This is a genomic window from Bradyrhizobium sp. OK095 (assembly GCF_900109945.1).
In the GTDB taxonomy this organism is placed as follows: Bacteria; Pseudomonadota; Alphaproteobacteria; order Rhizobiales; family Xanthobacteraceae; genus Bradyrhizobium.
This window is the reverse complement of record NZ_FOBX01000009.1, coordinates 247,143-271,862: the sequence shown is the minus strand read 5'-3', so window position 1 is coordinate 271,862 and position 24,720 is coordinate 247,143. Positions and strand designations below refer to the sequence as shown.

The 24,720-nt window shown below is 62.6% G+C and carries 21 protein-coding genes and 1 tRNA gene; 6 read left to right on the top strand and 16 right to left on the bottom strand.

The genetic code is table 11. The features are described from left to right. Nucleotides 1-96: 96 nt before the first annotated feature. A complete protein-coding gene (gene tenA, locus BMW89_RS24525) occupies nucleotides 97-771 on the bottom strand; it encodes a thiaminase II (protein WP_092029589.1) in 675 nt (224 codons plus the stop codon). Nucleotides 772-947: 176 nt separating this feature from the next. Here tenA and BMW89_RS24520 point away from each other — a divergent pair, with 176 nt between their 5' ends. Continuing rightward, nucleotides 948-1,601, top strand: a complete 654-nt coding sequence (locus BMW89_RS24520) for a hypothetical protein (RefSeq protein ID WP_092029588.1) — start codon at nucleotides 948-950, stop codon at nucleotides 1,599-1,601. Nucleotides 1,602-2,412: 811 nt separating this feature from the next. Here BMW89_RS24520 and BMW89_RS24515 read toward each other — a convergent pair. Together BMW89_RS24515 and BMW89_RS24510 are read right to left on the bottom strand one after the other, a co-directional pair. Further along, nucleotides 2,413-2,730, bottom strand: a complete 318-nt coding sequence (locus tag BMW89_RS24515) for a hypothetical protein (protein WP_143062816.1) — start codon at nucleotides 2,728-2,730, stop codon at nucleotides 2,413-2,415. A gap of 36 nt (nucleotides 2,731-2,766) precedes the next feature. Then, a complete protein-coding gene (locus BMW89_RS24510) occupies nucleotides 2,767-3,279 on the bottom strand; it encodes a hypothetical protein (RefSeq protein WP_143062815.1) in 513 nt (170 codons plus the stop codon). Nucleotides 3,280-3,664: 385 nt separating this feature from the next. On the opposite strand from BMW89_RS24510, the gene BMW89_RS24505 reads away from it, so the two are divergent. Next, entirely contained in the window at nucleotides 3,665-3,889 is a 225-nt protein-coding gene (locus tag BMW89_RS24505; RefSeq protein WP_092029585.1) for a hypothetical protein, read from the top strand. A gap of 193 nt (nucleotides 3,890-4,082) precedes the next feature. Here BMW89_RS24505 and BMW89_RS24500 read toward each other — a convergent pair. After that, nucleotides 4,083-4,159, bottom strand: a tRNA-His gene (locus BMW89_RS24500). Nucleotides 4,160-4,352: 193 nt separating this feature from the next. Continuing rightward, nucleotides 4,353-4,790 (bottom strand): phasin, encoded by a 438-nt coding sequence (locus tag BMW89_RS24495; protein ID WP_092029584.1) that lies wholly within the window; start codon nucleotides 4,788-4,790, stop codon nucleotides 4,353-4,355. Between the two features lie 484 nt (nucleotides 4,791-5,274). On the opposite strand from BMW89_RS24495, the gene BMW89_RS24490 reads away from it, so the two are divergent. The 4 genes from BMW89_RS24490 (at nucleotide 5,275) to BMW89_RS24475 (ending at nucleotide 11,989) form a co-directional block, all read left to right on the top strand. Then, nucleotides 5,275-8,658 (top strand): PAS domain-containing sensor histidine kinase, encoded by a 3,384-nt coding sequence (locus tag BMW89_RS24490; protein WP_092029583.1) that lies wholly within the window; start codon nucleotides 5,275-5,277, stop codon nucleotides 8,656-8,658. A 107-nt stretch (nucleotides 8,659-8,765) separates the two neighbouring features. Further along, nucleotides 8,766-9,074 (top strand): hypothetical protein, encoded by a 309-nt coding sequence (locus BMW89_RS38455; RefSeq protein ID WP_244547671.1) that lies wholly within the window; start codon nucleotides 8,766-8,768, stop codon nucleotides 9,072-9,074. A gap of 933 nt (nucleotides 9,075-10,007) precedes the next feature. Then, nucleotides 10,008-11,684, top strand: a complete 1,677-nt coding sequence (locus BMW89_RS24480) for a methyl-accepting chemotaxis protein (protein WP_092029582.1) — start codon at nucleotides 10,008-10,010, stop codon at nucleotides 11,682-11,684. A gap of 2 nt (nucleotides 11,685-11,686) precedes the next feature. Further along, nucleotides 11,687-11,989 (top strand): hypothetical protein, encoded by a 303-nt coding sequence (locus BMW89_RS24475; RefSeq protein ID WP_092029581.1) that lies wholly within the window; start codon nucleotides 11,687-11,689, stop codon nucleotides 11,987-11,989. A gap of 84 nt (nucleotides 11,990-12,073) precedes the next feature. On the opposite strand, the gene BMW89_RS24470 is transcribed toward BMW89_RS24475, so the two are convergent. The 11 genes from BMW89_RS24470 to BMW89_RS24420 form a co-directional block, all read right to left on the bottom strand. After that, nucleotides 12,074-14,044: a methyl-accepting chemotaxis protein gene (locus BMW89_RS24470; RefSeq protein WP_092029580.1), complete on the bottom strand. Its 1,971-nt coding sequence runs from the start codon at nucleotides 14,042-14,044 to the stop codon at nucleotides 12,074-12,076. Nucleotides 14,045-14,176: 132 nt separating this feature from the next. Continuing rightward, nucleotides 14,177-15,724, bottom strand: coding sequence for an FAD-dependent monooxygenase (locus tag BMW89_RS24465; protein WP_143062814.1), 1,548 nt, complete (start codon nucleotides 15,722-15,724; stop codon nucleotides 14,177-14,179). Nucleotides 15,725-15,999: 275 nt separating this feature from the next. Then, a complete protein-coding gene (locus BMW89_RS24460; protein ID WP_092029579.1) occupies nucleotides 16,000-17,172 on the bottom strand; it encodes a thiolase family protein in 1,173 nt (390 codons plus the stop codon). A 208-nt stretch (nucleotides 17,173-17,380) separates the two neighbouring features. Continuing rightward, complete coding sequence (gene serA / locus BMW89_RS24455) at nucleotides 17,381-18,970, bottom strand: phosphoglycerate dehydrogenase (RefSeq protein WP_092029578.1); 1,590 nt, start codon at nucleotides 18,968-18,970, stop codon at nucleotides 17,381-17,383. Between the two features lie 17 nt (nucleotides 18,971-18,987). Continuing rightward, nucleotides 18,988-19,728, bottom strand: a complete 741-nt coding sequence (locus tag BMW89_RS24450; protein WP_283805333.1) for an enhanced serine sensitivity protein SseB C-terminal domain-containing protein — start codon at nucleotides 19,726-19,728, stop codon at nucleotides 18,988-18,990. A 97-nt stretch (nucleotides 19,729-19,825) separates the two neighbouring features. After that, nucleotides 19,826-20,998, bottom strand: coding sequence for a phosphoserine transaminase (locus tag BMW89_RS24445; RefSeq protein ID WP_092029576.1), 1,173 nt, complete (start codon nucleotides 20,996-20,998; stop codon nucleotides 19,826-19,828). A gap of 79 nt (nucleotides 20,999-21,077) precedes the next feature. Continuing rightward, nucleotides 21,078-21,269, bottom strand: a complete 192-nt coding sequence (locus BMW89_RS24440) for a hypothetical protein (RefSeq protein WP_244547669.1) — start codon at nucleotides 21,267-21,269, stop codon at nucleotides 21,078-21,080. A gap of 173 nt (nucleotides 21,270-21,442) precedes the next feature. Continuing rightward, nucleotides 21,443-21,907, bottom strand: coding sequence for a GNAT family N-acetyltransferase (locus BMW89_RS24435; RefSeq protein WP_092029574.1), 465 nt, complete (start codon nucleotides 21,905-21,907; stop codon nucleotides 21,443-21,445). 18 nt (nucleotides 21,908-21,925) lie between these two features. Beyond that, complete coding sequence (locus tag BMW89_RS24430; RefSeq protein WP_092029573.1) at nucleotides 21,926-22,516, bottom strand: glutathione S-transferase family protein; 591 nt, start codon at nucleotides 22,514-22,516, stop codon at nucleotides 21,926-21,928. Nucleotides 22,517-22,591: 75 nt separating this feature from the next. After that, nucleotides 22,592-23,491 (bottom strand): outer membrane protein, encoded by a 900-nt coding sequence (locus BMW89_RS24425; protein WP_092029572.1) that lies wholly within the window; start codon nucleotides 23,489-23,491, stop codon nucleotides 22,592-22,594. 185 nt (nucleotides 23,492-23,676) lie between these two features. Further along, nucleotides 23,677-24,504, bottom strand: a complete 828-nt coding sequence (locus BMW89_RS24420; RefSeq protein ID WP_177196281.1) for an outer membrane protein — start codon at nucleotides 24,502-24,504, stop codon at nucleotides 23,677-23,679. Between the last annotated feature and the right edge of the window lie 216 nt (nucleotides 24,505-24,720).

The window sequence follows — 24,720 nt, the reverse complement described above, 5'->3', positions numbered from 1 at the left end:
GCTGCTGGCCCTGGCTGACGGGCCTCCATCGCGCGGACGGGGAGTTTCGTGTGCTGTCGCCGTAATTCGTAACTCTACAAACGATTGCCGAAAGGGCTATTCAACATGCCGGCCCGCGCGCCAGGCCATCTCCCAAAAGTCTGCCTCGAGCCGGGTGGCTTCCTTGAAGATCGCAATCAGCTCTGCCTCGCGGGCCGGCGTGGCGTAGAGATCGGCGAGATGATCCAGATGCGCCTGCGCTTTGGCAGCGACCTCCTGGTACGGCACGCCGGCGTACTCGGCGATCCAGACGCGATAGGGGTTCGTCGCAGCGTCCGCTTGGGGTCGCGATGCCAGCCGTGTTGCGATCTCCGCGTACCCGATCACGCAGGGCGCAAGCGCCACCTTGAGTGCGAGCAGATCGCCGCGCATTCCCGTGTCGAGCACGTAGCGCGTATAGGCCAGCATCTCGACCGCCGGAGGGGTTTGTTCAAGATCGGTCGGGGACAGACCCCAACCGGCCGAGAGCTTCACATGCAGGTTCATCTCGACATCAAGGATGGCCGAAAGGCCAGCCGCTGCTTCGCGCATGTCGACGAGTTTGGACGACTTGTAGACCGAGAGCGCGTAGGCGCGCGCAAACTCGATGAGGAACAAATAGTCCTGAACGAGGTAGTGACGAAACGCCGCTTCGGGGAGCGAGCCGTCCGCCAATCCGTTCGTGAAGGGATGCTCGGTGTAGGCCCGCCACTCAGCGGATGCTTCTGTCTTGAGACGCTCGAAGAAACTCACGATCTTTTTCGCCTGGCTTGCTTTTCCATGACCGTCTTTGGCTCGCTACCGATAGCGCATTGCGAACCGGGGGGCTACGGTGATGGTGCACAAAACTGGCTTCGAGCGGCGTTGCGGATAGCGCACTCCCCGCGTCGAGGGTTTGGTGCACTGTCACCGTAATCCTGGGGGTAGACGTGGCTTGGAAAGAACACTCCATTAAATACGGCTCGCTTCTCACTTCGCTCGCATCTGTTGCCATAGCGGTGATGGCTCTTTTTCTGACGATCCATAACGCCAGGCTTGATCGCCAGTATAAAGAACTAAGCATCAGACCATTCTTGCACTTGGACGTGGAAACCTCCGATTTTCACGTCGGTATTTTGAACAGCGGGCTTGGACCCGCCGAGATCATATCGGTTGCGACGAAATTCGGCTCTGACAAATGCCTCCTCTTCTATCGACGTCAGAAGCTCCCTACCGATGATATCGATAAGTCTGCGGAAAAAGTTCTGGACGTTTTAACACCTATCAACGCGTACTTCGCCGATCCACTTAGTCAGCTCTTGCAGCCCGACTCGGTGTGGAATTCACCAAAGGCACCAAAGCTCTATGCGCGCACGCTAACTCCAGGAGAGATCGTCCCGCCCGGAAAGGAAGTAGTTATCTTCGAGGTGCAGAAGGAAACACTGGAAGTTATGCAGCAAAGGCTCCAAATCTTGAGTGGTCCTGACTACAATAAAGTTATGCGCCGATTCATGATGCGCGCACAGACTATTCCGTACTATGTGCACTTTTGTTCACTCACAGGTGAGTACTGCGTCAATCAAATTGAGGAAAACTGCGGCTAGCAGGTATTACGGTGACAGTGCATTTTAACTCACTCCCTATCGTCACGGTTATAGCTCGGGGGCTTCGGTCCACGCCTACCTGATCTGAGAGACCGCCAAAGAAAGATTCGGCTCAATTGACTGGGCCAGAATTACGGTGACAGTGCACTAAATCGATGTTGCCTGGTGAGAGGACCCAACCTGTCCAAGCAGGAAGGCCTCTGGCAGGAGGCGGGGTTTCATGCACCGTCACTCCCGCCGATTTACGCTGGCGGGCATGGAGGGGCCATGCCAAGCGCCTGGAGAAGCACGGCAATGCCCGTCACGATGGCGGCGTAACCACTCCAACGGGATTGATTCGCAGTTGTGCCCACGAGGTCTACTTTGCGACCGTTCTTTAGGAAAACCATTCGATCTGCGCGAGTCTCTGTTTGCTCATCTACGTAATTATTCATCCAGTTGGAGGCTGACGCGAACCACAGCACCGCTGCGATGCCGGCTAAAACGACCGAGGTCCAAGTGAGTAGTTCTTTCATGGTGAGCTATCCGCACTTGAATTACGGTGACAGTGTACGAAATTGATGTTGCTTGGCGAGAGAACCCAACCTGTCCAAGCCGGAAGGCCTGAGCAGGAGGTAGGGTTTCGTGCACTGTCACCGTAACTCCGGGCTCTTCCCACTGTGGGCTAAGCGGTCTGGAGCGAAACGCGATGGCCACAGCGGGAACGATGGGAGCGGGTGAAGAAGACGTAACTGGACAAATAGGAACGATTTCTTTACGAATGTGGTTAGAATAGCGTTGGGTGGGACGACCCCAATCGTCCCACCCTTTGTTACCAATGCCAATGTGACGCTACGACAAACGCCGCAATTCCCGCCCGTCCAACGATGGTGAGGAGTTTGCGGCGTTTTCCTTTTTGCCGTTCCTTGTCCTCTTGCTTCATCGCTTCGATCTCCAGCGTGATGAAGGCGGGGATCTCTGAATGACGTCCTTGAGCTTGCAGACGTTCTACATGCTCGTGGATGCACTTCAGAATCGCGTGTCTAGTTGACGCTTCCGGGTACAGGCGAAAGATCAACTCCTCGACCTCGACCGGCACCAAATTCGGTGGCGGCGAGGCATTCCAAGGTTCTGCGTTACGAGGCGGCATTTGCCCCCCTCCTTATGGCCACGAGAAAAACCGGGATCAGGCGGCCACTGATTCCCGGCTAAACTTCAGAAATAAAGCATTTGAGGTAGCCAACCGAAATGCGGTGCGGCCATTGTTGGTGACGACAAAATGGTCGGCAGCTCGCCCTCGCGATGACCGATCCTTTCCGACGTTGGCGATGAGCCCCTTGCCCTCTAGAGAAACCATGGTCCTGTAGATCATGGTCGTGTTCATCGCCTTCCGATGGAATCGATCCGTCAGTTCAACAACAGTTCCGTAGTCGAAGCCTTGGCCAATCGTCCGGTGCTCATTGAAGAGACCACACGCAACGACCGTAAACTCAAATTTGTTGAGAGGTTCAACGAAGAGGTCGTCCTCCAACATGAGGCGGGCGATCGAAGAGTCACTCAACGTGCTCTGGATGATTGGCTCGATTTGCTCCAATACTTCCGAAAGGCACTTATCGAGAGAGTCGTCCTTCCAATCGCGGTTTGGATCACCGCTAGAAGTTGATCGACCGCAGCTGGCGAACTGGGTCAGGTGGGTCATGTAGTTCCTCCTTTTCAGAGGCCCAAACCAGTTTGAGCCTCACGCTGGTCGGGTGATGGCAAGACCGGCGCACAACATGGTTAATATTTTACGGATGTGGAATCAAGGAACTTACACAGCCGTGTAATCAACAGCCCGTGAGCCCCCCGGTGCGATCGAAAGTCGTTTCGTCACAACTCTGCCCTCTTGACGACCTGATTCGCTTATGGGGCAGCAACATCAGCACGACCTCGCGTGCACTAAATTGATGTTGCCTGGCGAGAGAACCCAACCTGTCCAAGCGGGAAGGCCTCCAGCAGGAGGTGGGGTTTCGTGCACTGTCACCGTAATCCCGTAACTCCATCACCGAGCCAGCGCCCAAAAAGATCAACCTTACAAATTCACCATGAAGCAACTGGCCCGGCCGCGCAGCCTTTACACCAGCCCGCGCCGTGCCCATCTATTGCAGATGACCACATCCCCAAAACCTTACGTCAAGCCGCAGCCCCTGACCAAGGACCAGCTGCGACAGATGCTGGCCCAGGCCGTGCGCAATACGCAGCCTGAACTCAACAACGACGTCCAAGCGCCTGAAACGAAGGCAAAGCGCAAATCGCGCTCGCAATCCTGAGCTCCGGCCAAGGGCCCGCTGCGATCAGGCATAGGCATCGCCCGTGCGTTCAGTTTCCGACGCTGGGGGCAAACCAATCCCCGACATTCGCAAGCGTTTCACGGGCTTTCGGCGCGCGCTTTTGGGCGCCTGACGCTTGTCTGGCCTGCGCTCATTATCCAGCTCGTTATTTCTGCTAAGTGATTGTTTTCGCTGGTACAGTTGGGTGGGCTCGAACCACCGACCTCCTGTTCCACAGACAGGCGCTCTAACCAACTGAGCTACAACTGCATCCTTGCGAGCCGCCCTTAGGGCGCCCTTGATAGGGCCGGTACCGAGGGGGGCTGGACGGGGCGGAAACTAGGTGCAACGGCCGTTTTTGGCAAGGCCGCAGAACCCGATAATCACCCTCCGAGCGACGTTATTTCCAAAGCAAAACCCGGGCTCTAGGCCCGGGTTTCTTAATTCAAACGTCCCGATCCGCTCAGGCGGCGGGGGGCGTGTAGAGCTTGGCGGCGCTGGTCTTGATCGGCTCGGCGGCGGCGGTGGCTGCGCGCTGGGCGATCTCGGCAAGCTCCTTGGCCTGGACCTGGAAGGTCTCGAGCTGGGTCTTGCCGTGGCCGGTCCACAGCGCGAACGCATCCGACGGCGATTTCACGCTGAACAGCTCCTGGGTGAAGTCGAGATGGGCCTTGGTATTGGCCTTCGCGAACTCCATCAGCTTGGCGGTGTACTCGCTTGCGCCCTTGTGGGCGGAGGCGAACACGGCCTCGACGGTGCCGTTGTGGGTCTCGGCCGCGTCCTTGAACTTGGCATAGCTCTCGCGGGCCTGCGACACGCCCTTTTCGGCGAACGCACGCATCTGCTCGGGAACCTCGAACGGAATGATCGAGGCAGAAAATGGATCAGTCGCACCTGTCATGGTTGGTCCCTCACGAAAATGGAAAGTGGAGTGAGCCTTCTGGCGCGCCCGCCGGGCCCCGAAGGCCTTAATTCAGCGGGTACGAAGACTGGAAACGCGAAACAAACGAACGGCTCGCCCAGCGCCCAGCTTTATCCGTGCCTAACATGTCAACATTGTGCACCGCAATGTGATCCGGGGGTGCGGCGCGAAATTTAATCTCGGGGAGGGTGAGGTTCCGGATTGGGGGAACCGGTGGTTGAGGTGCCCGGGTGCCCCGGAATGACGGCGGGGTCTCTGCCCGTCACACCGAATCCTGCGGATGCCGCCCGGGTCCGGCTTGCGGGTCCGGCCACATTAAGGTTATCGCGGCTTTAGGCCATCCCTCCTAGGCGGGGGCCGTGGACCTGCCCGCTCCCGCGGGCGATACTAACCCTTTCTTAAGGCTGTCATTCCAGGCAGCCGGCGGACCTGATGCCAACACGCGAGACTTGAAGCCGGTCGGATGAGTACTTCGGATTTCCAGTTGCGAGGCGTCGGTGATCCCCGGCTGGCCGTGCATGCGACCTCGCAGCTCGGCACCTGGCTCTGGTCGGTCGACGGCACGCGCGTGCTCTGGGCCAATCCGGTCGGCGCAAAACTGTTTGGCGCGGCGAATTCCGCAAGCCTCGCTGCGAGGATGTTTGGACCGGCCGACGGCCATCGCCGCCAAATTATCAGGCTCGCCCGCCAGCTGCCGGCGAACGGCGCCATCAGGCTGGAGCGGCTGCGCGGCTTCGGCGCCCGGCTCGGCACGCTGATGACCTGCGCTTGCGCGCGGCTCGACTTTGCCGATGGCGGACACGCCGTGCTCGTGACTGCGATGGAGGCGGCGGGCCGCTCGATGCCGCTGGTCGAGCGGCTGCATCGTCTCGTCGACGGCGCGACGGTGCCGATGGCAGCGTTCGGGCCCGACGGGATGTTCGCCGGCGCGAGCGAACCGGCACGGTCCCTGCTCGGCTTTCGCGATCTCACCGAGGCCGGCCTCGAACAGGCGCGCAACGATGCGCTCACGACAGGCCGCGTCGCGATGCCGATCGGCATCGGCCAGATGGTGCTGCAACGGGTCGGCCTAGGGGCCGATGTCGGGCTGGTCGCGCTGATCGAGCCGGCTGTGCAGCCGGCGGCAGAAGCGACGACCGATGCTGCGCCTGATATCGTTGAAGACATCGCGCACCAAGAGGCCGCTCAGCCTCCCGCACCGGACACTCCGCCGCCAGCGGTGCCGGACGATGTGCAGGGCGCGCGGTCGAACGAGGCGCCATCCGAAATCGCGCTGTTCGATGCCTTCGCCGAGCCGGACGAGACCCCCGCCCCGGCGACGGAGATCGTCACGATCCAGGACGCCGTCAAGGAAGCGGCCGAAGCGCCGCTCGAAGCCACGCCAGAGACTCCGGTTGATAACCCACCGGAAGCCATCGTGCCGCCGCAGGCCGCGCCGATCACCTCACACATGGTCGAGCCGCAATCAGCAGAGCCGCCCACGCCGCGTCAGCATCCGCTGCGCTTCCTCTGGCAGATGGATGCGGAAGGCCGCTTCGTGCTGGCGTCCAGCGAGTTCATCCACCTGATCGGTGCACACACGGCCTCAGGCTTCGGCCGCCTTTGGCACGAGATCGCCGACGAATTCTCGCTCGATCCTGACGGCCGTGTCGCGCAGGCGCTGGCGAGCCACGACACCTGGGCCGGCATCACCGTGAACTGGCCGGCCGATGGCGGCGAGCATCTGCCGGTCGAGCTGGCGGGCCTGCCGGTCTACGACCGCGAACGCAATTTTGCGGGTTTTCGGGGTTTTGGCGTCTGCCGCGATCTCGACAGCCTGAACCGGCTCGATGCGCTCCGCCGCTTCGAGCTGTTCGTCGAACCGCCGGCACCGCAGAGCCTCTCCGCCGAAATCGTCGAGCCCGAGCCAGAACCGGAGCCAGTGGCCGAGCCACCGCCTCCGCCGATCGAGCCATTTGAGCCTGAGGCCACATTTGAGCCTGTCGCCGAACTGCCCGAACCCGCACCCGATGTGAATTCACACCCAACCGAACCGGAAACGCCAGTGGAAACGCCTCCCAATGTCGTGCCGTTCCGCCCAGCCGGCGATGCCAGATCACTCAGCGATCAGAGATCGCCGACGCTGACGCCTGTCGAGAACAGCGCGTTCAACGAGCTCGCCCGGCAATTGTCCGAGCGGTTGGAACGCGAGCGTGAGACGATCGCATCTGTTACGGTCGAGCCGCCCGAGTTCACGCCCGAACCGCCGGCACCGGAACCCGCGGCGCCGCAAGCGCCGGCTGAATGGCTGACCGAGCCCGCGCCACCCGCGCATGGCCACAGCGCGCGCGACCGCGCGCTGCTCGATCTGGTGCCGACCGGCATGTTGATCTATCGCCTCGACCGCCTGCTCTACGCCAACCCCGCCTTCCTCGCGCGCATGGGCTATGCCAGCCTCGCCGCGCTGGAGGATGCCGGCGGGCTCGATGCGCTCTATGTCGAGCCGGGCGTGTCGTCGGCCAGCAGCACGTCGCAGGCCGGCACGCCCGTGACGATCAGCGCGACCTTTGCCAATGGCGAGCGGCCGCTTCCGACCACGGAAGCGCATCTGCACACGATCGACTGGGATGGCGAGAGCGCGCATGCGCTGATCTGCGCGCTGCCGCAGGCAAGTGTCGTCGCTGCGCCGCCCGTTGCCGCCGAGCCCGTGGTCGCGGAATCCTTCCCTTACGCTGTCGAGCCCGAGCTTGAAGCCGGCGATGCGGACGCGGAAGATCTCGCCGCGATCCTCGACACCACGGCCGAGGGCATCGTGATGTTCGATGCCGAAGGCAACATCAACGCCTGCAACCGCAGCGCCGAAGCGCTGTTCGGCTACGACGGCGAAACGCTGATGCAACGGAATCTGGTGACGCTGTTCGCGCCGGAGAGCCAGCATATCGTCATCGACTATCTCGACAGCATGAAGAGCCAGGACATCGCGAGCCTGCTCGACCATGGCCGCGAGGTGCTGGGACGCGAGAAGAAGGGCGGCGTCATTCCGCTCGCGATGATCATGGGCCGCACCAGGCCCGACGGTCCGAACTTCTTCGCCGTGTTCCGCGATCTCTCCCAGAGCAAGAAGGGTGAGAGCGAGCTGAAGAGTGCACGGCGTCTCGCCGACGGCGCGGCGAATGCCAAGGCCGACATGCTGGCGCGGATCAGCCACGAGATCCGCACGCCGCTCAACGCCATCATCGGCTTTTCGGAGGTGATGATCTCCGAACGGTTCGGCACGCTCGGCAACGAGCGCTACGGCGAATACATGAAGGACATCCGTGCCTCCGGCGAGCGCGTCATCGCCATCATCGACGATTTGCTGGAGCTGTCGCGGATCGAGACCGGCAAGCTCGACCTCCATTTCGCCAATCTCAACCTCAACGATCTGGTCGAGGCCTGCGTCGTGGTGATGCAGCCGCAGGCCAACCGCGAGCGCATCATCATCCGCACTTCGCTGGCGCATGCGCTGCCGCAGGTGACGGCGGACACGCGCGCGATGCGGCAGATCACGATGAATTTGATCTCGAACTCGATCCGGCTCGCGAGCGCCGGCGGCCAGGTCATCGTCTCGACCGCGCTGTCCGATCGCGGCGAGATCGCACTTCGCATCCGCGACACCGGCCACGGCCTGTCAGAGCGCGAGGTCGCAGCCGCCATGGAGCCGTTCCGCACGCCACCGCCGGGCGATGCCGCGGACAATTCCGCGCTGTCTCTTTCCCTGACCAAGGCGCTGGTCGAAGCCAACCGCGCCCGGTTCAACATCAAGAGCGGCGCGAATTCGGGAACGCTGATCGAAGTGGTTTTCGCGCCGGTGGTGGCGGGGGCGTGAGGGCAAGGTGGCCGGCGGTTTAGCGCCTCCGCCGCGCCGCCGCCAAGGTCTCCGACGGCAGCTCGCCGGTCACGCGTCGGTATTCGGAGGAAAAGCGACCGGCATTCGTGAATGCCGCATTTGAACGCGACGGCAAGCACACTGGTGTGCTGATCAGGCTGCCTCAGCAGCTCCGCGGCCTTCCGGAGCCGCACCTGCCTGGCAAACAGGCCGGGCGATCCGCGCCTCGATTCCGAGAACTCCCTGAACACCGTCCGCACACTGACATTGGCGATCCCGGCGATCTTTTCGAGGTCCAACGGCTGATCCCAATGGGCCTCGATGTAGGATTCGACGAGATCGATGACGGTTCGATTGCCTCGCGCCGGTGCTCTGTGAAGCAGATGGCTGAAATTGTGCCGATGAGCCAGAAGTAGCCGGACCATCAGGCTCCGCTCCAGCTCTGTTATCGCAATCGCCGAGTAGTCCGGACCGAGCCTGTCCAATTCCACGGCGAACCGGAAAACGTCCTGCCGCGCCAGCGTCATCACAGCCGGGTCGGGATCGTCTTCGACGAAAAACAACCTCGTGTCGCTGTGATCTCCGACGATGCTCTTCAGCAGACGCTCCGGGGCGCCGGCAGAACTGCCGGACAATGTCGGATTCCGGAAACGAAAGCGACGCCGCACCCGCGTACGAGCAGAATGCCAATCCGATCGAGGTGAGGGGCGCGAAGTTGGCGTGAACGCCGAACCCGGCGTCGCGACTGTCAAATCGATCCGCGCCATAGACGCTGAACAGGAGATCGCGCGCGCGACCCGTGTCAGACGATTGGAACAATGGATATCGATCAAGGTATGAGACGTCGCGCAAATCAGCCCCCGGCGATTGGAGTCTAGCCCGGCTCTCGCATCAAACTACCATTCGAGGTTGCAGATACAGCGACACGATGTCTCGTCAACGCATCGAGAATCGCCAGCTCCCACCGCCGCGAACCACGCGGCCCTCGCAAGATCTACCCAATCCGGGTACCTTGACCATCTTTTTTTTCGAAGAGCGCCCCGCGGAATTACGGATGTGGCCGGGGGCGTCGGCGCCGTTGCGGCCCACAGCTTGCCGGATATCGACAGGTGTTTTAGCGCGCCGTTTAAACTTGCCCTGCGCGAACTACTCCGGCACCGGCATACGGATTGAGTTGTCGTCGTCAGGTTAATCGCCACGGCAGAAACCGGCTGTTGTGTCTTTGATCGGACAAACACTCTGATAATTCGATCCAGCTACCCATCCGACAGCTTCAGAGACGCAACCAAGGCTCGCAGCCATTCGGCGTCCAGGAAGTCGATATCCACAGAGCGTCGGGAGACAACGACATGTTTGGCCGCAAGACCGGTAGTGACACGAAGGCCCAGATCGATGCGATCGGCCGCTCGCAAGCCATGATCGAGTTCAACGCTGACGGAACGATCATCACGGCCAACCGGAATTTTCTCGACGCGCTCGGCTATTCGATCGAGGAGATCCGGGGCAAGCACCACTCCATGTTCGTGCCGGCCGATCAGCGCGACGGCGCCGCGTACAAGGCATTCTGGGCGGCGCTAAACCGCGGCGAGTTTCAGGCAGCCGAGTTCAAACGGATCGCCAAGGACGGCCGCGAGGTCTGGATCGAGGCCTCTTACAATCCGGTGCTCGGCGGCGACGGCAAGCCGGCCCAGGTCATCAAGATCGCAACCGTGATTACCGAAAAGAAGCTCCGCGGCATGGCGGATGCATCGAAGCTGGCCGCCATCAACCGGGCGCAGGCGGTCATCGAGTTCAAGCTGGACGGCACGATCGTCAACGCGAACGAGAACTTCCTCGATGCGCTCGGCTATTCCCTCGCCGAGATTCAGGGCAAGCCCCACAGCATGTTCATACCGCAAGCCGACCGCGACAGCGCGGCGTACCGCGAGTTCTGGAGCAAGCTCAACCGCGGCGAATACCAGGCGGGCGAGTTCAAGCGGATCGGCAAGGGCGGCAAGGAAGTCTGGATCCTCGCATCCTACAACCCGGTGATGGACGACACCGGCAAGCCGTTCGGGGTGGTCAAGTTCGCAACCGACATTACCGCGGACAAGCTCCGCAACGCCGACCTGGCGGGGCAGATCGAGGCGATCGGCAAGGCCCAGGCCGTGATCGAGTTCAACATGGACGGCACGATCATCAGCGCCAACGAGAATTTCCTGCACACGCTGGGCTATGCGCTGGGGGAGATCAAGGGCAGGCATCACAGCATATTCGTCGATCCGTCCGAGCGCGACGGCTCCGCCTATCGCGAGTTCTGGGCCGCGCTCAACCGCGGGCAGTACCAGGCGGCCGAGTACAAGCGCATCGGCAAGGGCGGCAAGGAGGTCTACATCCAGGCCTCCTACAATCCGATCCTCGATCTCAACGGCAAGCCCTTCAAGGTCGTCAAATATGCCACCGACACGACGAAGCAGGTGCTCGTGCGCATGGGCAACGAACGCGTCCGCGGCATGATGGAATCGGTCGCTGCCGGCTCCGAGGAACTCAACGCCTCGGTACGCGAGATTTCGGAAGCCATGACGAAATCGCGCGAGACGGCGATGGGTGCGGTCGAGCAGGTCGCCGCCGCCGACGCGCAGGCCCAGCGCCTGACCGAGGCCGCGCAGGCCATGAGCGGCATCGTCGAGCTGATCAGCAACATCACCGGCCAGATCAATTTGCTGGCGCTGAACGCCACCATCGAATCCGCGCGAGCCGGCGAAGCTGGCCGCGGCTTCGCCGTGGTCGCCTCGGAGGTGAAGGGCCTCGCCAACCAGGCCAAGCAGGCGACCGACAAGATCTCCCAGGAGATCAGCAGCCTGAATGGAATCTCGGGCGATGTCGTCGGTGCGCTGAATATCATCAAGCAGGCGATCAACAATGTCAGCGAATACGTGACATCGACGGCCGCCGCGATCGAGGAACAGAGCACGGTCACCAACGAGATGTCGACCAGCATGCAACGTGCCGCCGCGGAGGCAGCTGCCATGGCGGGCGGCGCCTGACCATGATCGAGACGGACAATGTCATTCCATTCGTTCCACGTACGCCGTCAGGATATGTCGCGAGCGTCGAGGCGTCGGCAGATGTTGCCGAGGCCAAGGCGAAAGTGGATGCCTCCTCGGCAATGCTGATCAGGCTCTACGCTCAGCTTGACCAGATCGCGTTGCCGGAATCGCTGGCGGAGCAGTTCAAGGACAAAGTCGTCGAATTGCTGATCGGTGGCCGGAAGCTCCGATCTGTGCTTCACGAGCTCGAATGTCCTGGTGCGGCGGGAAGGGGTGGCCGCTGCGTCGGGACGAACATGTGAAAAAGAAAGTCGCAATTGGCGCGATGGATTCCGGGCTCGCCGCTTCGCGACGCCCCGGAATGACGGGCAATTGCGCCGCCGTGTTCACGCCGCGCGCACCGTATCCAGAAACCTGCCGACCTCGATCTTCAGCCTGTTGCTGTCGTTCGACAGCGACTGCGCCGCGGAGAGCACTTGCGAGGAGGCAGAGCCGGTCTCGGTCGCGCCCTGCCGCACGCTCACGATGTTGGCGCTGACCTGCGTGGTGCCGGCGGCTGCGTTCTGGACATTGCGCGAGATCTCGCTGGTCGCGGCGCCCTGCTCTTCCACGGCGGCGGCGATGGTGGAAGAGATCTCGGACAGGCGCTCGATGGTGCCGCCGATGGTCTTGATCGCGCCGACGGAGTCTTGCGTGGCGACCTGGATGCTCGAAATCTGCTGACCGATATCGCCGGTCGCCTTCGCAGTCTGCTCGGCCAACGCCTTCACCTCGGAGGCCACCACGGCAAAACCGCGACCGGCTTCGCCCGCGCGCGCGGCCTCGATGGTGGCGTTCAGCGCCAGCAGATTGGTCTGGCCGGCGATCGCGTTGATCAGCTCGACCACGTCGCCGATCCGCGCGGCGGCCTTCGACAATTCGCCGACGCGGTCGTTGGTCTGCCCGGCTTGGTTCACAGCCTCGCCGGCCATGCGCGCGGAGGCCTGCACCTGGCGGCTGATCTCGTTGACGGAGGCGGTCAGCTCCTCCGCCGCAGACGCCACCGACTGCACGTTGGTGGCGGCCTCTTCGGAAGCGGCCTCGACCAGCGTGGCAAGCTCGGTGGAACGGCTGGCGGTCGTTGTCAGCGACGTCGCCGAAGCCTCGAGCTCGGTCGCAGCCGACGACACGGTCTCGACGATCTCGCCGATCGCGCCCTCGAAATCGTCGGCCATCCTGATCATGTCGGCGCGGCGGCGCTCGGCGGCGAGCTTGTCCTGCCGGATCTTCTCCTCGGCTTCCTCGTGCGCCTTCCGTTCGGCGTTGATCTTGAAGGTCTCTACGGCCTGCGCGATCTCGCCGATCTCGTCGGGACGGCCGAGGCCAGGCAGCACGATCGCGAAATTGCCGTTGGCAAGCTCGATCATCGCCGCCCGCATCGCGGACAGCGGCTTTGAGACCGAGCGTCCGATGAAGATGCCGAGGCCGAGCACGCCGGATGCGATCAGCGCGATCGCGACCGCAATCCAGAACTGGATGTTGGCGCGCTCGGCGTCGTTCAGACGATCGGCTTCGGCACGAATGGCCTCGACCGACTTCGAGACCTGCTCGATCACAGGCTCGACCGACGAGAAGGCTTCGGACATGGCCCTCAATTCAGTCGCGAGCTTCAGCGCGGTCTCCATCCACGCCGAGAAGTCGCGCTGATAGTCGGCGAGCTTTTGGCGCAGCTCGGCCTTCGCGCCATCGGGAATGGCGGCGGCGTCGACGCCGGCGGCGAATTCGGACGCGCGCTTCTTCATGTCGCCGCCATATCTGGCGTCGCGGCGCAGCATGAAATCCTTCTCATGCCGGCGCATCATCAGCATGATCACCTTCAGCGACGAATTTTCGAGCTGGTCGACCTGACTCTCGATCCCGTGGACGGAGGCGCGCAGGCGGCCTTCGAGACCCGACTTCTCGTCAAGGCCGAGCCGTTGCCGTTCCTCGACCACCGCCGCGAAGTGCGTCTGATAAGTCTTCAACGACGCATTCATCGCGTCGATCCTCGCGGCGAGCTCAGGCTTGCCCAGCGCTGAAATCCTGCCGCGAAGCTTCTCGATATCAAGCGCCACCTGCTTGCCGATTTCGACCTGACGCTGCGCCCTGGCCGGATCGCTGCGCAGCAGAAAATCCTTTTCGGCGCGGCGGCCCTCGAGCAGCTCGACCGCGATCCTGTTATTCAGCTCGAAGACGCTGCGCGCCTCTTCGGCCGCGTCGCGTGAGATGCCCATCGTGCGTTCGCCATAAAGATGGATGCCGCCGATCAGGACGACACCGATGACGCCAATGACGCCGATCGCGGTGATCTTGTGAGTGAGACGAAGGGAAAGTCGCATCTTGGTCGCCGGTTGTGACGGATGCGGTTTATGAAGCGCTAACGCATAAAAACTTCCGTTAATTTGCGGGCACGTAAGATTACGTGTATTATGACAGAACGCACGCCAGAGTGCACAACGAACTTCATGGCGTTAGTGTCTGGGCCTCGTGGGTTCGCCGAACCATCGCACCGCGGCCTGAGCTGCTTCCCCATTGTCGGACGCGCCGTCGCTGGCCCACGCAACGAAGCCATCGGGACGCAGCAATACAGCGCTCAGGCCCAGCCGATCCTTCGGCTCGCCCGCAATATATGAGATCCGATCGCCCCAGCGGCGCGCGAGCACCTGAAGCGGCTCACGCGTATCGAAGTCCAGCAAGATGCCTTTGGCTTGCCTCAGGCATTCTCCGATCGTGGTGCCATCCGAGAGTTCGAAATCTGGAACGCTGCGGCCGACAAGCGGATGGCGGCCGCCAAAATCATGGCGGAGCGAAACGCCGCGCACGCGCTCCGCGAAATAGGTCGCGCCATCGCGGGTTGCGATGAGATCGCGCATGATGGCTTGCAGCGCGCGGGCGCCCGGCGTCGGCCGCATGATCGCGACCTGTGCGCGCGACCAATCGAGGATCTGCGCGCCGACGGGACGCCGTTCTTGCGAATAGGTATCGAGCAGATCGGCCGGTGCATGGCCACAGATCGTCGCAGTCAGCTTCCAACCCAAATTCAAGGCATCGCCGAGGCCAAGATTGAGGCCTTGGCCACCGAGCGGCGAATGGATGTGAGCGGCATCGCCCGCCAACAGCACGCGCCCTTTGCGATATGTCGTGACCTGATGGGCTCGATCCGTCCAGGTGGCAGCGAGCCGAAGCGCCGTGATGGTAACGTCCGTGCAGGAGACATGGCGCAAGACGCTCTGCACATGCTCGCGTGTGACCGGCTCGGTCCGGTGGAAAGCACCACCGTCGAAATCGACCATCGCGATCGTCTCCGGCTGCGCGTAGGTATACATGCCCGTGGGCGTGTAGTTGCGGCCCGGGCGCAGCTTGTCCGGATCGGCCAGTTCAACATCGACGGAATAGCCGGTGAACTCGGGGTCGGTGCCGACGAAGTCGAATCCGCTGATCTTGCGCACCGTGCTGCGGCCGCCGTCGCAACCCACAAGCCAGCGTCCCCGAAAAGTCTCGCCGGCCGCCTGCACCGTCACGTCCTCGTTCGAAGCCGTGATGGCATTGACGCCGAAGCCGCGCCGGATGTCCACGCCCATGCTGCAAGCGCGCGCAGCCAGAACGGATTCGAGTGTTTCCATATCGACGGCGACGTTGGCGTCCGCCGGCGTTGGCAGGCGCCAGGACCATCGCGCGACGTCGATGTCGTCCTGATAGAACTGGATGCCTGCGAAGTGGCCTGCGGGCCGTCGCGCCTGCTGCATCCAGTGGGCAGCACTCTTGATCGCGCCTGACTTGGCGCGTTGCGCGGCCATGATTTCATCCAGCAAACCGCGCCGGTGAAAGGCCTCCGTTGTCGGGATCGAAAGGCCGCGCAAGCCGAACGGGAGTTGCTTCAGGGGAGAAAGCGGATCTTCTGCTTGCTCCAGCACCAGCACCGAAAGACCGGCGAGCCGCAGCTCGCAGGCGAGAAACAGGCCAACGGGCCCGGCGCCGGCAATAACGACGTCGTAGAGATTCGTGGATTGAGTTTGCATGAGACGCTCCTGTGGTCGATGTTCGACCGGAGCGTTCCCCAAGCTTCGAGAACCACACGGACGAACGATTGGGCGCCTGCGTGGCGTCCGACGTTCGTCGCGGGGATCTCGTGCACAAGGCCAAAGACCAGAGCTTTCGTTACCGAAAGGATTTGGGCTTACCAGACCAAATCTGCCTTTTCCGACATGAGCTATATAATTTCGTGGCGATCGATGCGCAATGAAAAAGGCACGGCGCTTGCGGCGCCGTGCCTTTCACATTCACATGGCTTTGATCAGCTGTAGATTTCGAACAGGCCCGCGCCGCCCTGGCCGCCGCCGATGCACATGGTCACGACGCCCCACTTTGCCTTGCGGCGGGCACCTTCCTGGAGGAGATGGCCGGTGAGACGGGCGCCGGTCATGCCGAAGGGATGGCCGATCGCGATCGAACCGCCGTTGACGTTGTACTTGGCGGGATCGATGCCGAGCTTGTCGCGTGAATAGAGGCACTGGCTGGCGAAGGCTTCGTTGAGCTCCCACAGATCGATGTCGTCGATCTTCAGGCCGTGACGCTTCAACAGCTTCGGCACCGCGAAGATCGGACCGATGCCCATCTCGTCCGGCTCGCAGCCCGCCGCCGCCCAGGCAACGAAACGGCCGAGCGGCTTGAGGCCGCGCTTCTCCGCGTCCTTGGCTTCCATCAGCACCACGGCGGCTGCGCCATCCGAGAGCTGGCTGGCGTTGCCGGCAGTGACGGTCTTGCCCGGGCCCTTGACCGGCTCGAGCTTGGCGAGGTTTGCCAGCGTCGTCTCGGGACGATTGCACTCGTCGCGGTCGACGACGTAATCGACGATGCTCTCGGCCTTGGTCGCCTTGTCGACCACCTTCATCTTCGTCTTCATCGGGACGATCTCGTCCTTGAACTTGCCCGCCTGCTGGGCCGAGGCCATGCGGCGCTGCGACTCCAGCGAATATTCGTCCTGGTATTCGCGGCTGAGGTTGTAGCGCTCGGCGACGATGTCGGCGGTGTCGATCATCGCCATGAAGATGTCGGGCGCGGTCTTGAGCAGATCCGGATCGACCCATTCCTTCGGCGAGCCGCCGCCTGGGATCGAGATGCTCTCGACACCGCCGGCGACGATGCAGTCGGCGCCGTCGGAGCGGATCGAGTTCGCGGCCATCGCAATGGTCTGGAGGCCGGAGGAGCAGAAGCGGTTCACCGAGACGCCGCCGGTCGACTTCGGCATGCCTGCGAGCAGCGCGGCCTGGCGGCCGATGTTCGGCGCGCCATGGGCGCAATTGCCGAGATAGCAGTCCTCGACATAATCCTTGTCGACGCCGGCGCGATCGACCGCGTGCTTGATGGCGTGGGCGGCCAGCGACATCGGCGGCGTGATGTTGAACCCGCCGCGGCCGGACTTGGCCAGGCCCGTGCGTGCATAGGAAACGATGACGGCTTCACGCATTGTTTTCTCCCTTTCGAACATTGTACGGAGGCGTTGGTACGAGGCGTTCCGGGCGCCATTGGTACACAAAGTTTGGCGACCGGGGGAGACATAAAGCGCCGCGCTGCATCAACAAAAACGCCGCCCTCGCGAGAAGGGCGGCGTTGTTCCGCATGTCGGAATATATGATAGCCGTCATTCCGCAGCGCGCGCCGCGGACAGGCATACCTCAGAACGTCAGCGCCTTGACCTGCTTGACCTGCGGCAGGGCCTGCACCTTGGCAAGCAGATCGGCCGGCACCGCGCCGTCGACCTCGATCAGCGCGATGGCATCGGAGCCCGGCGCGACGCGGCCGAGATGGAAGGTCGCGATGTTGATCTTGGCATCGCCGAGCAGGCTCGCGAACTTGCCGATGAAGCCCGGCTTGTCCTCGTTGGTCACGTAGATCATCGACTTGCCGAATTCGGCATCGACGCGGATGCCCTTGATGTCGACGAGGCGCGGCTTGCCGTCGGCATAGACCGTGCCCGAGACCGAGCGCTCCTGCCGCTCGGTGGTGACGGTGACGGTGATCAGGCTCTCATAGTCGCTCTGGGCGGCGCGAACGATCTCGTCGACCACCATGCCGCGCTCCTTGGCGACAACAGGCGCCGAGACGACGTTGACGTCGCCGAGCATCGGCCGCAGCAGCCCGGACAGCACGGCTGACGTGATCGCCTTGATCTTCATCTCGGCGACGTGGCCTTCATAGGTGATCTCGACCTTGAGGATGCCGGATTCAGTGAGCTGGCCGGCGAACGAGCCGAGCTTCTCGGCGAGCGCGATGAACGGCTTCAGCTTCGGCGCCTCTTCGGCCGTGATCGAGGGGAAGTTGACGGCGTTCGAGATCGCGCCGGTGAGCAGATAATCCGACATCTGCTCGGCGACCTGGAGCGCGACGTTCTCCTGCGCTTCCGTGGTGGAGGCGCCGAGATGCGGCGTGCAGATCACCTTGGGATGGCCGAACAGCACGTTCGTGGTCGCGGGCTCCTCGACGAAGACGTCGAAGGCAGCGCCCGCAATGTGCTTGGAGTTGAGCGCATCGACCACGGCCTGCTCGTCGACCAGGCCGCCGCGGGCGCAATTGATCAGGCGCACGCCCTTCTTCATCTTGGCGATCGCGGCCGCATCGATGATGTTCTTCGTTTTCTCGGTCAGCGGGGTGTGCAGGGTGATGAAGTCGGCGCGCTTCAAGAGGTCATCGAGCTCGACCTTCTCAACGCCGATGTCCCTGGCGCGCTCCGGCGACAGGAACGGATCGAACGCGATCACCTTCATGCGCAGGCCGAGCGCGCGATCGGCCACGATCGAGCCGATATTGCCGCAGCCGACCACGCCGAGCACCTTGCCGGTGATCTCGACGCCCATGAAGCGGTTCTTCTCCCACTTGCCGGCCTGGGTCGAGGCGTCGGCCTGCGGAATCTCGCGCGCCAGCGCCAGCATCAGGGTGATGGCGTGCTCGGCGGTCGTGATCGAATTGCCGAACGGCGTGTTCATCACGATGATGCCCTTGGCCGTGGCGGCGGGGATCTCGACATTGTCGACGCCGATGCCGGCGCGGCCGATCACCTTGAGGTTGGTCGCCTTCTCCAGGATCTTTGCGGTCGCCTTGGTCGCGGAGCGGATCGCGAGGCCGTCGTAATTGCCGATGATCTCGGCGAGCTTGTCCTTGTCCTTGCCGAGGTTGGGCTGGAAGTCGACCTCGACGCCGCGATCCTTGAAGATCTGCACGGCGGCGGGAGAGAGCGCGTCGGAGATGAGAACTTTCGGCTTGGACATGGGGATGCTGCCTGCTGTTAGCTGAAGAGCTTTTGGAAGAAGCCGCGCTTGACGGCGGGGATGGGAATTCCGGTACGCAAGGTCGATGCGAGTGAACTGCTTTCGAGCGGCACGGCGTCGAGCGGCCGCCCCTTCAACACATTTCCGGCGACCGCGCGATTGATCGCCGCCAGCACGTTCGACCACGATCCCGCGTGATCGACGCCGAGCATCCAGGTCTGGTCGGGATGCCCGGCCCGCGCCGCCAGCATCAGCCAGGCGCCGCGAATGGATTTTTCCGCGCTGAACTCGCGCGAGAGCGCCGCGATCAACTCGTCCGGCACATCGCTGGGATGGCCGAGCAGCAGCTCCTCGCCGACGGGAAGCGTGATCGTCTCGGCACCTTCCTCGAAATGGCCAGCGAGCAGCCGTTTCACCTCGGCAGGAGTAAACTCCTTGCCGTAGTCGGAGCCAGGATTGAGCACGAAGAACGCCTCCGGGTAACGGCCAAACAGATCACGCGTGCGGTCAGGAGTGGCGACGTGGTCACCCTTGAACCAGGCACGCGCCCGGGAAGGCGCAGTGAAGAAAGGAAGGAGCCGCTGCTCGCCGCGCATCACGCTCGGCAATGAGAGCCTGGTTCCTTCCGGAACGGTTGTCTTGCCGTCCGGCCCCGGCGCGATACGCCCCCCTTCGGGGACCAGCGCCACGATGATCTCGGCGTCGATCAATGCCTCCGCAAAGGCCGATCGTTCCGACGGCTCCTGCGCAGCACGCATCAGCATGCGCTCGATCTCGTTCTCGGGTTCGAACATGACGGGCCTGTGGAGGTCGGACCGTGCGGAGGCATCCGCACGGCGTCAGCTCACGGCGTTGTCAGGCGGCTTTCGCCAGCGTAGCCTTGGTCTCGGCGAAGGCCCAGTCGATCCACTGTGTCAGGATCTCGACGTCCTTGGCCTCGACGGTCGCGCCGCACCAGATGCGCAAGCCAGCCGGGGCATCGCGGTAGTACGCGAAGTCGTAGCCCGCGCCTTCCTTCTCGATCAGCGCGACCAGCTTCTTGCTGAACTCCGCCTGCGCGTCCTCGGAGAGCGAGGTGAGCGCGGGGTCGGTGAACTTCAGGCACACCGAGGTGTTGGAGCGGATCGCTGTGTCCTTGGCCAGGAAGTCGATCCAGGGCGTCTTCGCCTTCCAGTCGGCCAGCACCTTGGTGTTGGCGTCGGCGCGCGCGATCAGCGCCTTGAGGCCGCCGATCGACTTGGCCCAGTTCAGCGCGTCGAGATAATCCTCGACGCAAAGCATCGAGGGCGTGTTGATGGTCTCGCCGACGAAAATGCCTTCGTTGATCTTGCCGCCCTTGGTCATGCGGAAGATTTTTGGCAGCGGCCAGGCCGGCTTGTAGGTCTCGAGCCGCTCCACTGCGCGGGGCGACAGGATCAGCATGCCGTGCGCGGCTTCGCCGCCGAGCGCCTTCTGCCAGGAGAAGGTGACGACGTCGAGTTTTGCAAAATCGAGCGGCTGCGCGAAGGCGGCAGACGTCGCGTCGCAGATCGTGAGACCTTCGCGATCCGCCTTGATCCAGTCGGCGTTCGGCACGCGCACGCCGGAGGTGGTGCCGTTCCAGGTGAAGATAACATCGCTCTTGGGATCGACCTTGGAGAGGTCGGGGATCTCACCATAGGCCGCACTGAGCTTGGTGACGTCCTTGAGCTTCAATTCCTTGACGATGTCGCTGACCCAACCCTCGCCGAAGGATTCCCAGGCGATTGTCGTGACCGGCCGCGCACCGAGCAGCGACCACAGCGCCATCTCGACCGCGCCGGTATCGGACGCCGGCACGATGCCGATGCGATAATCGGCGGGCACTTCAAGCACTTCGCGCGTCAGATCGATCGCGAGCTTGAGCTTGGCCTTGCCGACCTTCGCGCGATGCGAGCGGCCGAGCGGTGCGTCCTTGAGATTTTGGGCGTTCCAGCCGGGGCGCTTGGCGCAGGGACCGGAGGAGAAATGCGGCACGTTGGGCCGCGAAGCGGGCTTCGCTACAGTCATCGTCTACCCTTCCAGATAGTAAGCCTCCCGTTGGGGGGAGGTGTCCCGCCGCGGCTGATACGGGAAACAGGAAGAGTCGTCAAGGAAGTTCCGGGGCCTCACGCGCGAGTGATGGCGCCTCCGGCGCGATATCAGGGGATTCCACCACGGCAAGCGCGTTCAGCAAGTCCGTAGCATCGCTGATCAATTGCGCGGCTTTGCGGCGGCTCCCGACCTTCAAAATGCATTTGTCATTGGCCTGCACAACGTAGTCGTTGCCGACCTTGATCATTGAATAACTTGTCATCAAAATCCCCGAACCGACCGAGCCCGGTGTCCGACGCTCCCGTAGCACCATTCGTTCCTGGTTCCACGTGAACGACGGCTGGGTAGTTTACCGGCTCTTAAGATGAACGAATGCGCGATCCGATTTCGCTGATCGTGCAACGCGCACGACGCGCTGCGTCAAAAGCGGACAGTCATGCCGACGTGGCTCGAGGTGAATCCGAGCCGCTTGTAGAAGCGTTGCGCATCCACTCTGCTCGCATGCGTCAGTAGTTCGACCAGATTGCAACCGCGCGCTTTTGCTTCACCAACCGCCCATTGCACCAGAAGCTCGCCGATGCCGCGGCTGCGGCAGTCGGAAGCAACGCGAACATCTTCGAGCAGGCCGCGAATGCCGCCTTGCGAGCTGATGCCGGATAACACCGCGAGTTGCAGGCAGCCGACCACCCTGCCCTCGCTCTCGGCGACGACGAGCGTGAGGTTGGGATCGCGTTCGACGCGCGCAAACGCTTCGTAATAGACCGCAGGCAGCGGATTCTCCACGCGCTCGCGGGCGCGCCCGAGATGATCGTCGGCGAGCATCGCGATCATCGCAGGGACGTCGTCGCGCCGCGCGGGACGGATGGAAACGGACTTATCGTTCATGCTGGGAAACTCCGAACCTCAATGCGCAGCCGGAAGAGCGAGCCAGGCCTCAGCCTCGCCGATCCAGCGGCGGAGGGCCGCATAACGGCCGAGATCGAAGCCGCCTTCATGCGCCACGCGCGTATAGGCCAGCAGCGAGACGTCGGCGAGCGAAACCGCGTCCCCAGCGAAGAAGCGGCTTGCCGCCAGATGCTGCTCCATGCGGTCGAGCGCCGCATAACCACGCTTGACCTTCTCGGGGTCGAGCTCGGAGGCATCCTTGCCGAGATAGACCAGCTGGAAACGGCACACCGCGATATAGGGCTCGTGGCTGTACTGCTCCCAGAACAACCACTCGTCCATCTTGGCCGCCGTGAAGGCGTCGCGCGGGATCAGCGCGCTGTCGCGGGCGAGGTAGCGGATGATGGCATTGGACTGTGCCAGCGTGCGGCCGTCATCGAAGGCGACGGTCGGCACCTGGCCGGCGCTGTTCATCGCCAGGAATTGGGGGTTGCGCGTCTCGCCCTTGCGCGTGTCGATCTCGATCCACTGGTAAGGCAGCGCGAGCTTGTCGCAGACCCACTTTACCTTCAGGCAATTGCCGGAATTGGTATCGCCGTAGATCTTCATTGCCGCCGCCCCAGTTTGGAGCGACAGAGCATCAGGACCGGCAGAAGCTGTCAACCGCGGCGTAGAGGAGCCGCCTCAGAACTTGTAGCCGAGCCCGACGCGCGCGTTGTTCAGCGTCACCGAGGTGTTCATGACGGGAGAGAATTTCACGTATTCGTATTCGACGCGTGCGAACAGCCCGTCCCAAATGCAATATTCGACGCCGAGGCCCGCGGTCCAACCCACCGCGAAGGCGTTGGTCCTGCGCTGGACCTGCGTCTGCGACTGCGCCGGAACGGCGACCGGCAATCCGAACGTGGTCGTCGTCACCACGACGCCGAGGCCGTTGGTGACCGAATTCGTCACATCCTGGCGCAAATCTACATTGCTCGTCACCGTGCGAGAGACGTCCATTCGGCCGACGGCAGCGCCGGCGAAGGCATAGGGCATGAAATCGCCGCCGTCCCAGCCGACGCGGCCCCGCAGCGTGATCATGTCCTTGACCTTCGCCGCGGCGGTGCCGGTCAATGTCACGTCGTAATTGTCGGTGACGTTTGCGGCATGTGTATCGCCGGCCGGATTGACGATCGTGAGCGAGTTGCTACCCGACGTCGACGTGGCGAGATTGTTGAAGTAGCTGTAGGTGCCCTCAAGACCCATAATGGCATCGTACCATTGCCAGTTGCGGCCGACGAAGGCGCTGAAACTGGTGCTCTGCGTGTTGGTCTTGTTCAGGAGCGACCACGACGCTGTCGGCTGCTGCAGCACGCTGTCGCGGAAGATGAAGTTGGTCAGGCCGACGACGCTCTGGCTGAAGTCGGACGCATCGGCCGTGTAGCCGGCGCTGCCGCCGACATAGGCGCCATCCCAATTATGGCTCGTCTTCGACAGACCGTCGGTGAAGCTGCCGCGCAGGATGGGGAGATCCGGCATGTCGGCCGCGTGCGCGGCAGACACCGTCCCCAACATCACTGCCGCCAACAAAAGCCTACGCATCGCAACGCTCCATCGAACTCGAACTTTCGCCCGTGATCATGGCTCGTTAACCTTAACCAATGGTTGCGCCGGACGTTTTCGTCGCCACAAGCCATGAAAAATATGCAAAGCAAAACGGCGCGGAATGATCCCGCGCCGTTAAGACACTTTAACCGATGAGGCTTGTTAACCGATGAGGCTTGCGATCAGCCCTTGGTGACGAGCGGCGGCATGTAGGCCGGCGGGCTGTTGAGCTCCCAGCGCACGCCGAGCTTGACGTCGTGCGAGGTGAGATCCTTGATCTTGATCGTGGTCGGGCCCGAACCGCTGTTGTCGTACAAGCGGAAGTTGCCGGGCGCCGCGTCGCCGAGGTTCATGTAACTGTAGGCCAATTCGACGGTGAACCCGGGATTGACCTTGTAGGCGAGACCGGCGTGAGCGGCCCAGGCAAGGTTCCACTTTCCGTTGTCGGCGAAGTAGGCGACGCTGTTGCTGAGTCCCGGGCTCAATGACACGCCGTCGTCGCGGAAGCCGCTGATCTTGTTGTACGAGCCGCCGACGCCGGCGCCGATGAACGGGGTGATGCACCACCAGGTGCCGAGATCGACGTAGGCGTTGGCCATTACGACCCACTCGGACTTGCTGCCAGTGTAGTTGTTGGCGCCGATGAAGCCGGGGCCAAAGACGTTATCCCCACCATGCAGGTTAGCCTTGCCACGGTATTGGCCGATCACGTCCGCACGGAACCAATTGTTGAAACGATAGCCGACGCCGAGATCGAACAGCGGCGACGAGTCGAAGCCGAGTCCTTCCGTGGACTTCGTGTACCCAGCCGGGAGCACGGCGTCGATGCTCTTGGCGCGCTGGTTGGTCATGCCGACGTCGCCGCGCAGATACCAGCCGCCGAAATCGGCGGGCGGGGCAACCGGCGCGTACATGGGAGGGGGCGCCGCGATCGGCATATCGGCGGCGAACGCCATCGACGAGATCAGGGATGCCGCACCCGCGGCAAGGAGAGACTTAACGCTACGCATTGGCTTCGTCCTTATGGCCGGTGAGGCTAAATACGGGCGCCTCACGTTCTGGAAACTCACAGGCGGGACGATCGCACCAAATGTTTAAGCGCCACTTAACCCTAATTTTTAAGGTTGATTTTTTCTCACTGCACACGCGGATGCGGCGCAAGCGTTGCAAAATTGCGGCACTGGCCTGCCGCAATTACTAATGATTGATAAAGCCGCAGCGCGGCG

Bases quoted from the DNA above. Each gene is read 5' to 3' on its own strand.
- BMW89_RS24445 (WP_092029576.1), bottom strand. From the start codon at position 20,998: ATGACTGTAGCGAAGCCCGCTTCGCGGCCCAACGTGCCGCATTTCTCC.
- BMW89_RS24420 (WP_177196281.1), bottom strand. From the start codon at position 24,504: ATGCGTAGCGTTAAGTCTCTCCTTGCCGCGGGTGCGGCATCCCTGATC.
- BMW89_RS24470 (WP_092029580.1), bottom strand. From the start codon at position 14,044: ATGCGACTTTCCCTTCGTCTCACTCACAAGATCACCGCGATCGGCGTC.
- BMW89_RS24425 (WP_092029572.1), bottom strand. From the start codon at position 23,491: ATGCGTAGGCTTTTGTTGGCGGCAGTGATGTTGGGGACGGTGTCTGCC.
- BMW89_RS24460 (WP_092029579.1), bottom strand. From the start codon at position 17,172: ATGCGTGAAGCCGTCATCGTTTCCTATGCACGCACGGGCCTGGCCAAG.
- BMW89_RS24450 (WP_283805333.1), bottom strand. From the start codon at position 19,728: ATGCGTGCTGCGCAGGAGCCGTCGGAACGATCGGCCTTTGCGGAGGCA.
- BMW89_RS24440 (WP_244547669.1), bottom strand. From the start codon at position 21,269: ATGATCAAGGTCGGCAACGACTACGTTGTGCAGGCCAATGACAAATGC.
- BMW89_RS24495 (WP_092029584.1), bottom strand. From the start codon at position 4,790: ATGACAGGTGCGACTGATCCATTTTCTGCCTCGATCATTCCGTTCGAG.
- BMW89_RS24490 (WP_092029583.1), top strand. From the start codon at position 5,275: ATGAGTACTTCGGATTTCCAGTTGCGAGGCGTCGGTGATCCCCGGCTG.
- BMW89_RS24430 (WP_092029573.1), bottom strand. From the start codon at position 22,516: ATGAAGATCTACGGCGATACCAATTCCGGCAATTGCCTGAAGGTAAAG.
- BMW89_RS24515 (WP_143062816.1), bottom strand. From the start codon at position 2,730: ATGCCGCCTCGTAACGCAGAACCTTGGAATGCCTCGCCGCCACCGAAT.
- BMW89_RS24435 (WP_092029574.1), bottom strand. From the start codon at position 21,907: ATGAACGATAAGTCCGTTTCCATCCGTCCCGCGCGGCGCGACGACGTC.
- BMW89_RS24510 (WP_143062815.1), bottom strand. From the start codon at position 3,279: ATGACCCACCTGACCCAGTTCGCCAGCTGCGGTCGATCAACTTCTAGC.
- BMW89_RS24505 (WP_092029585.1), top strand. From the start codon at position 3,665: ATGAAGCAACTGGCCCGGCCGCGCAGCCTTTACACCAGCCCGCGCCGT.
- BMW89_RS24480 (WP_092029582.1), top strand. From the start codon at position 10,008: ATGTTTGGCCGCAAGACCGGTAGTGACACGAAGGCCCAGATCGATGCG.
- BMW89_RS24465 (WP_143062814.1), bottom strand. From the start codon at position 15,724: ATGCAAACTCAATCCACGAATCTCTACGACGTCGTTATTGCCGGCGCC.
- serA (WP_092029578.1), bottom strand. From the start codon at position 18,970: ATGTCCAAGCCGAAAGTTCTCATCTCCGACGCGCTCTCTCCCGCCGCC.
- BMW89_RS24475 (WP_092029581.1), top strand. From the start codon at position 11,687: ATGATCGAGACGGACAATGTCATTCCATTCGTTCCACGTACGCCGTCA.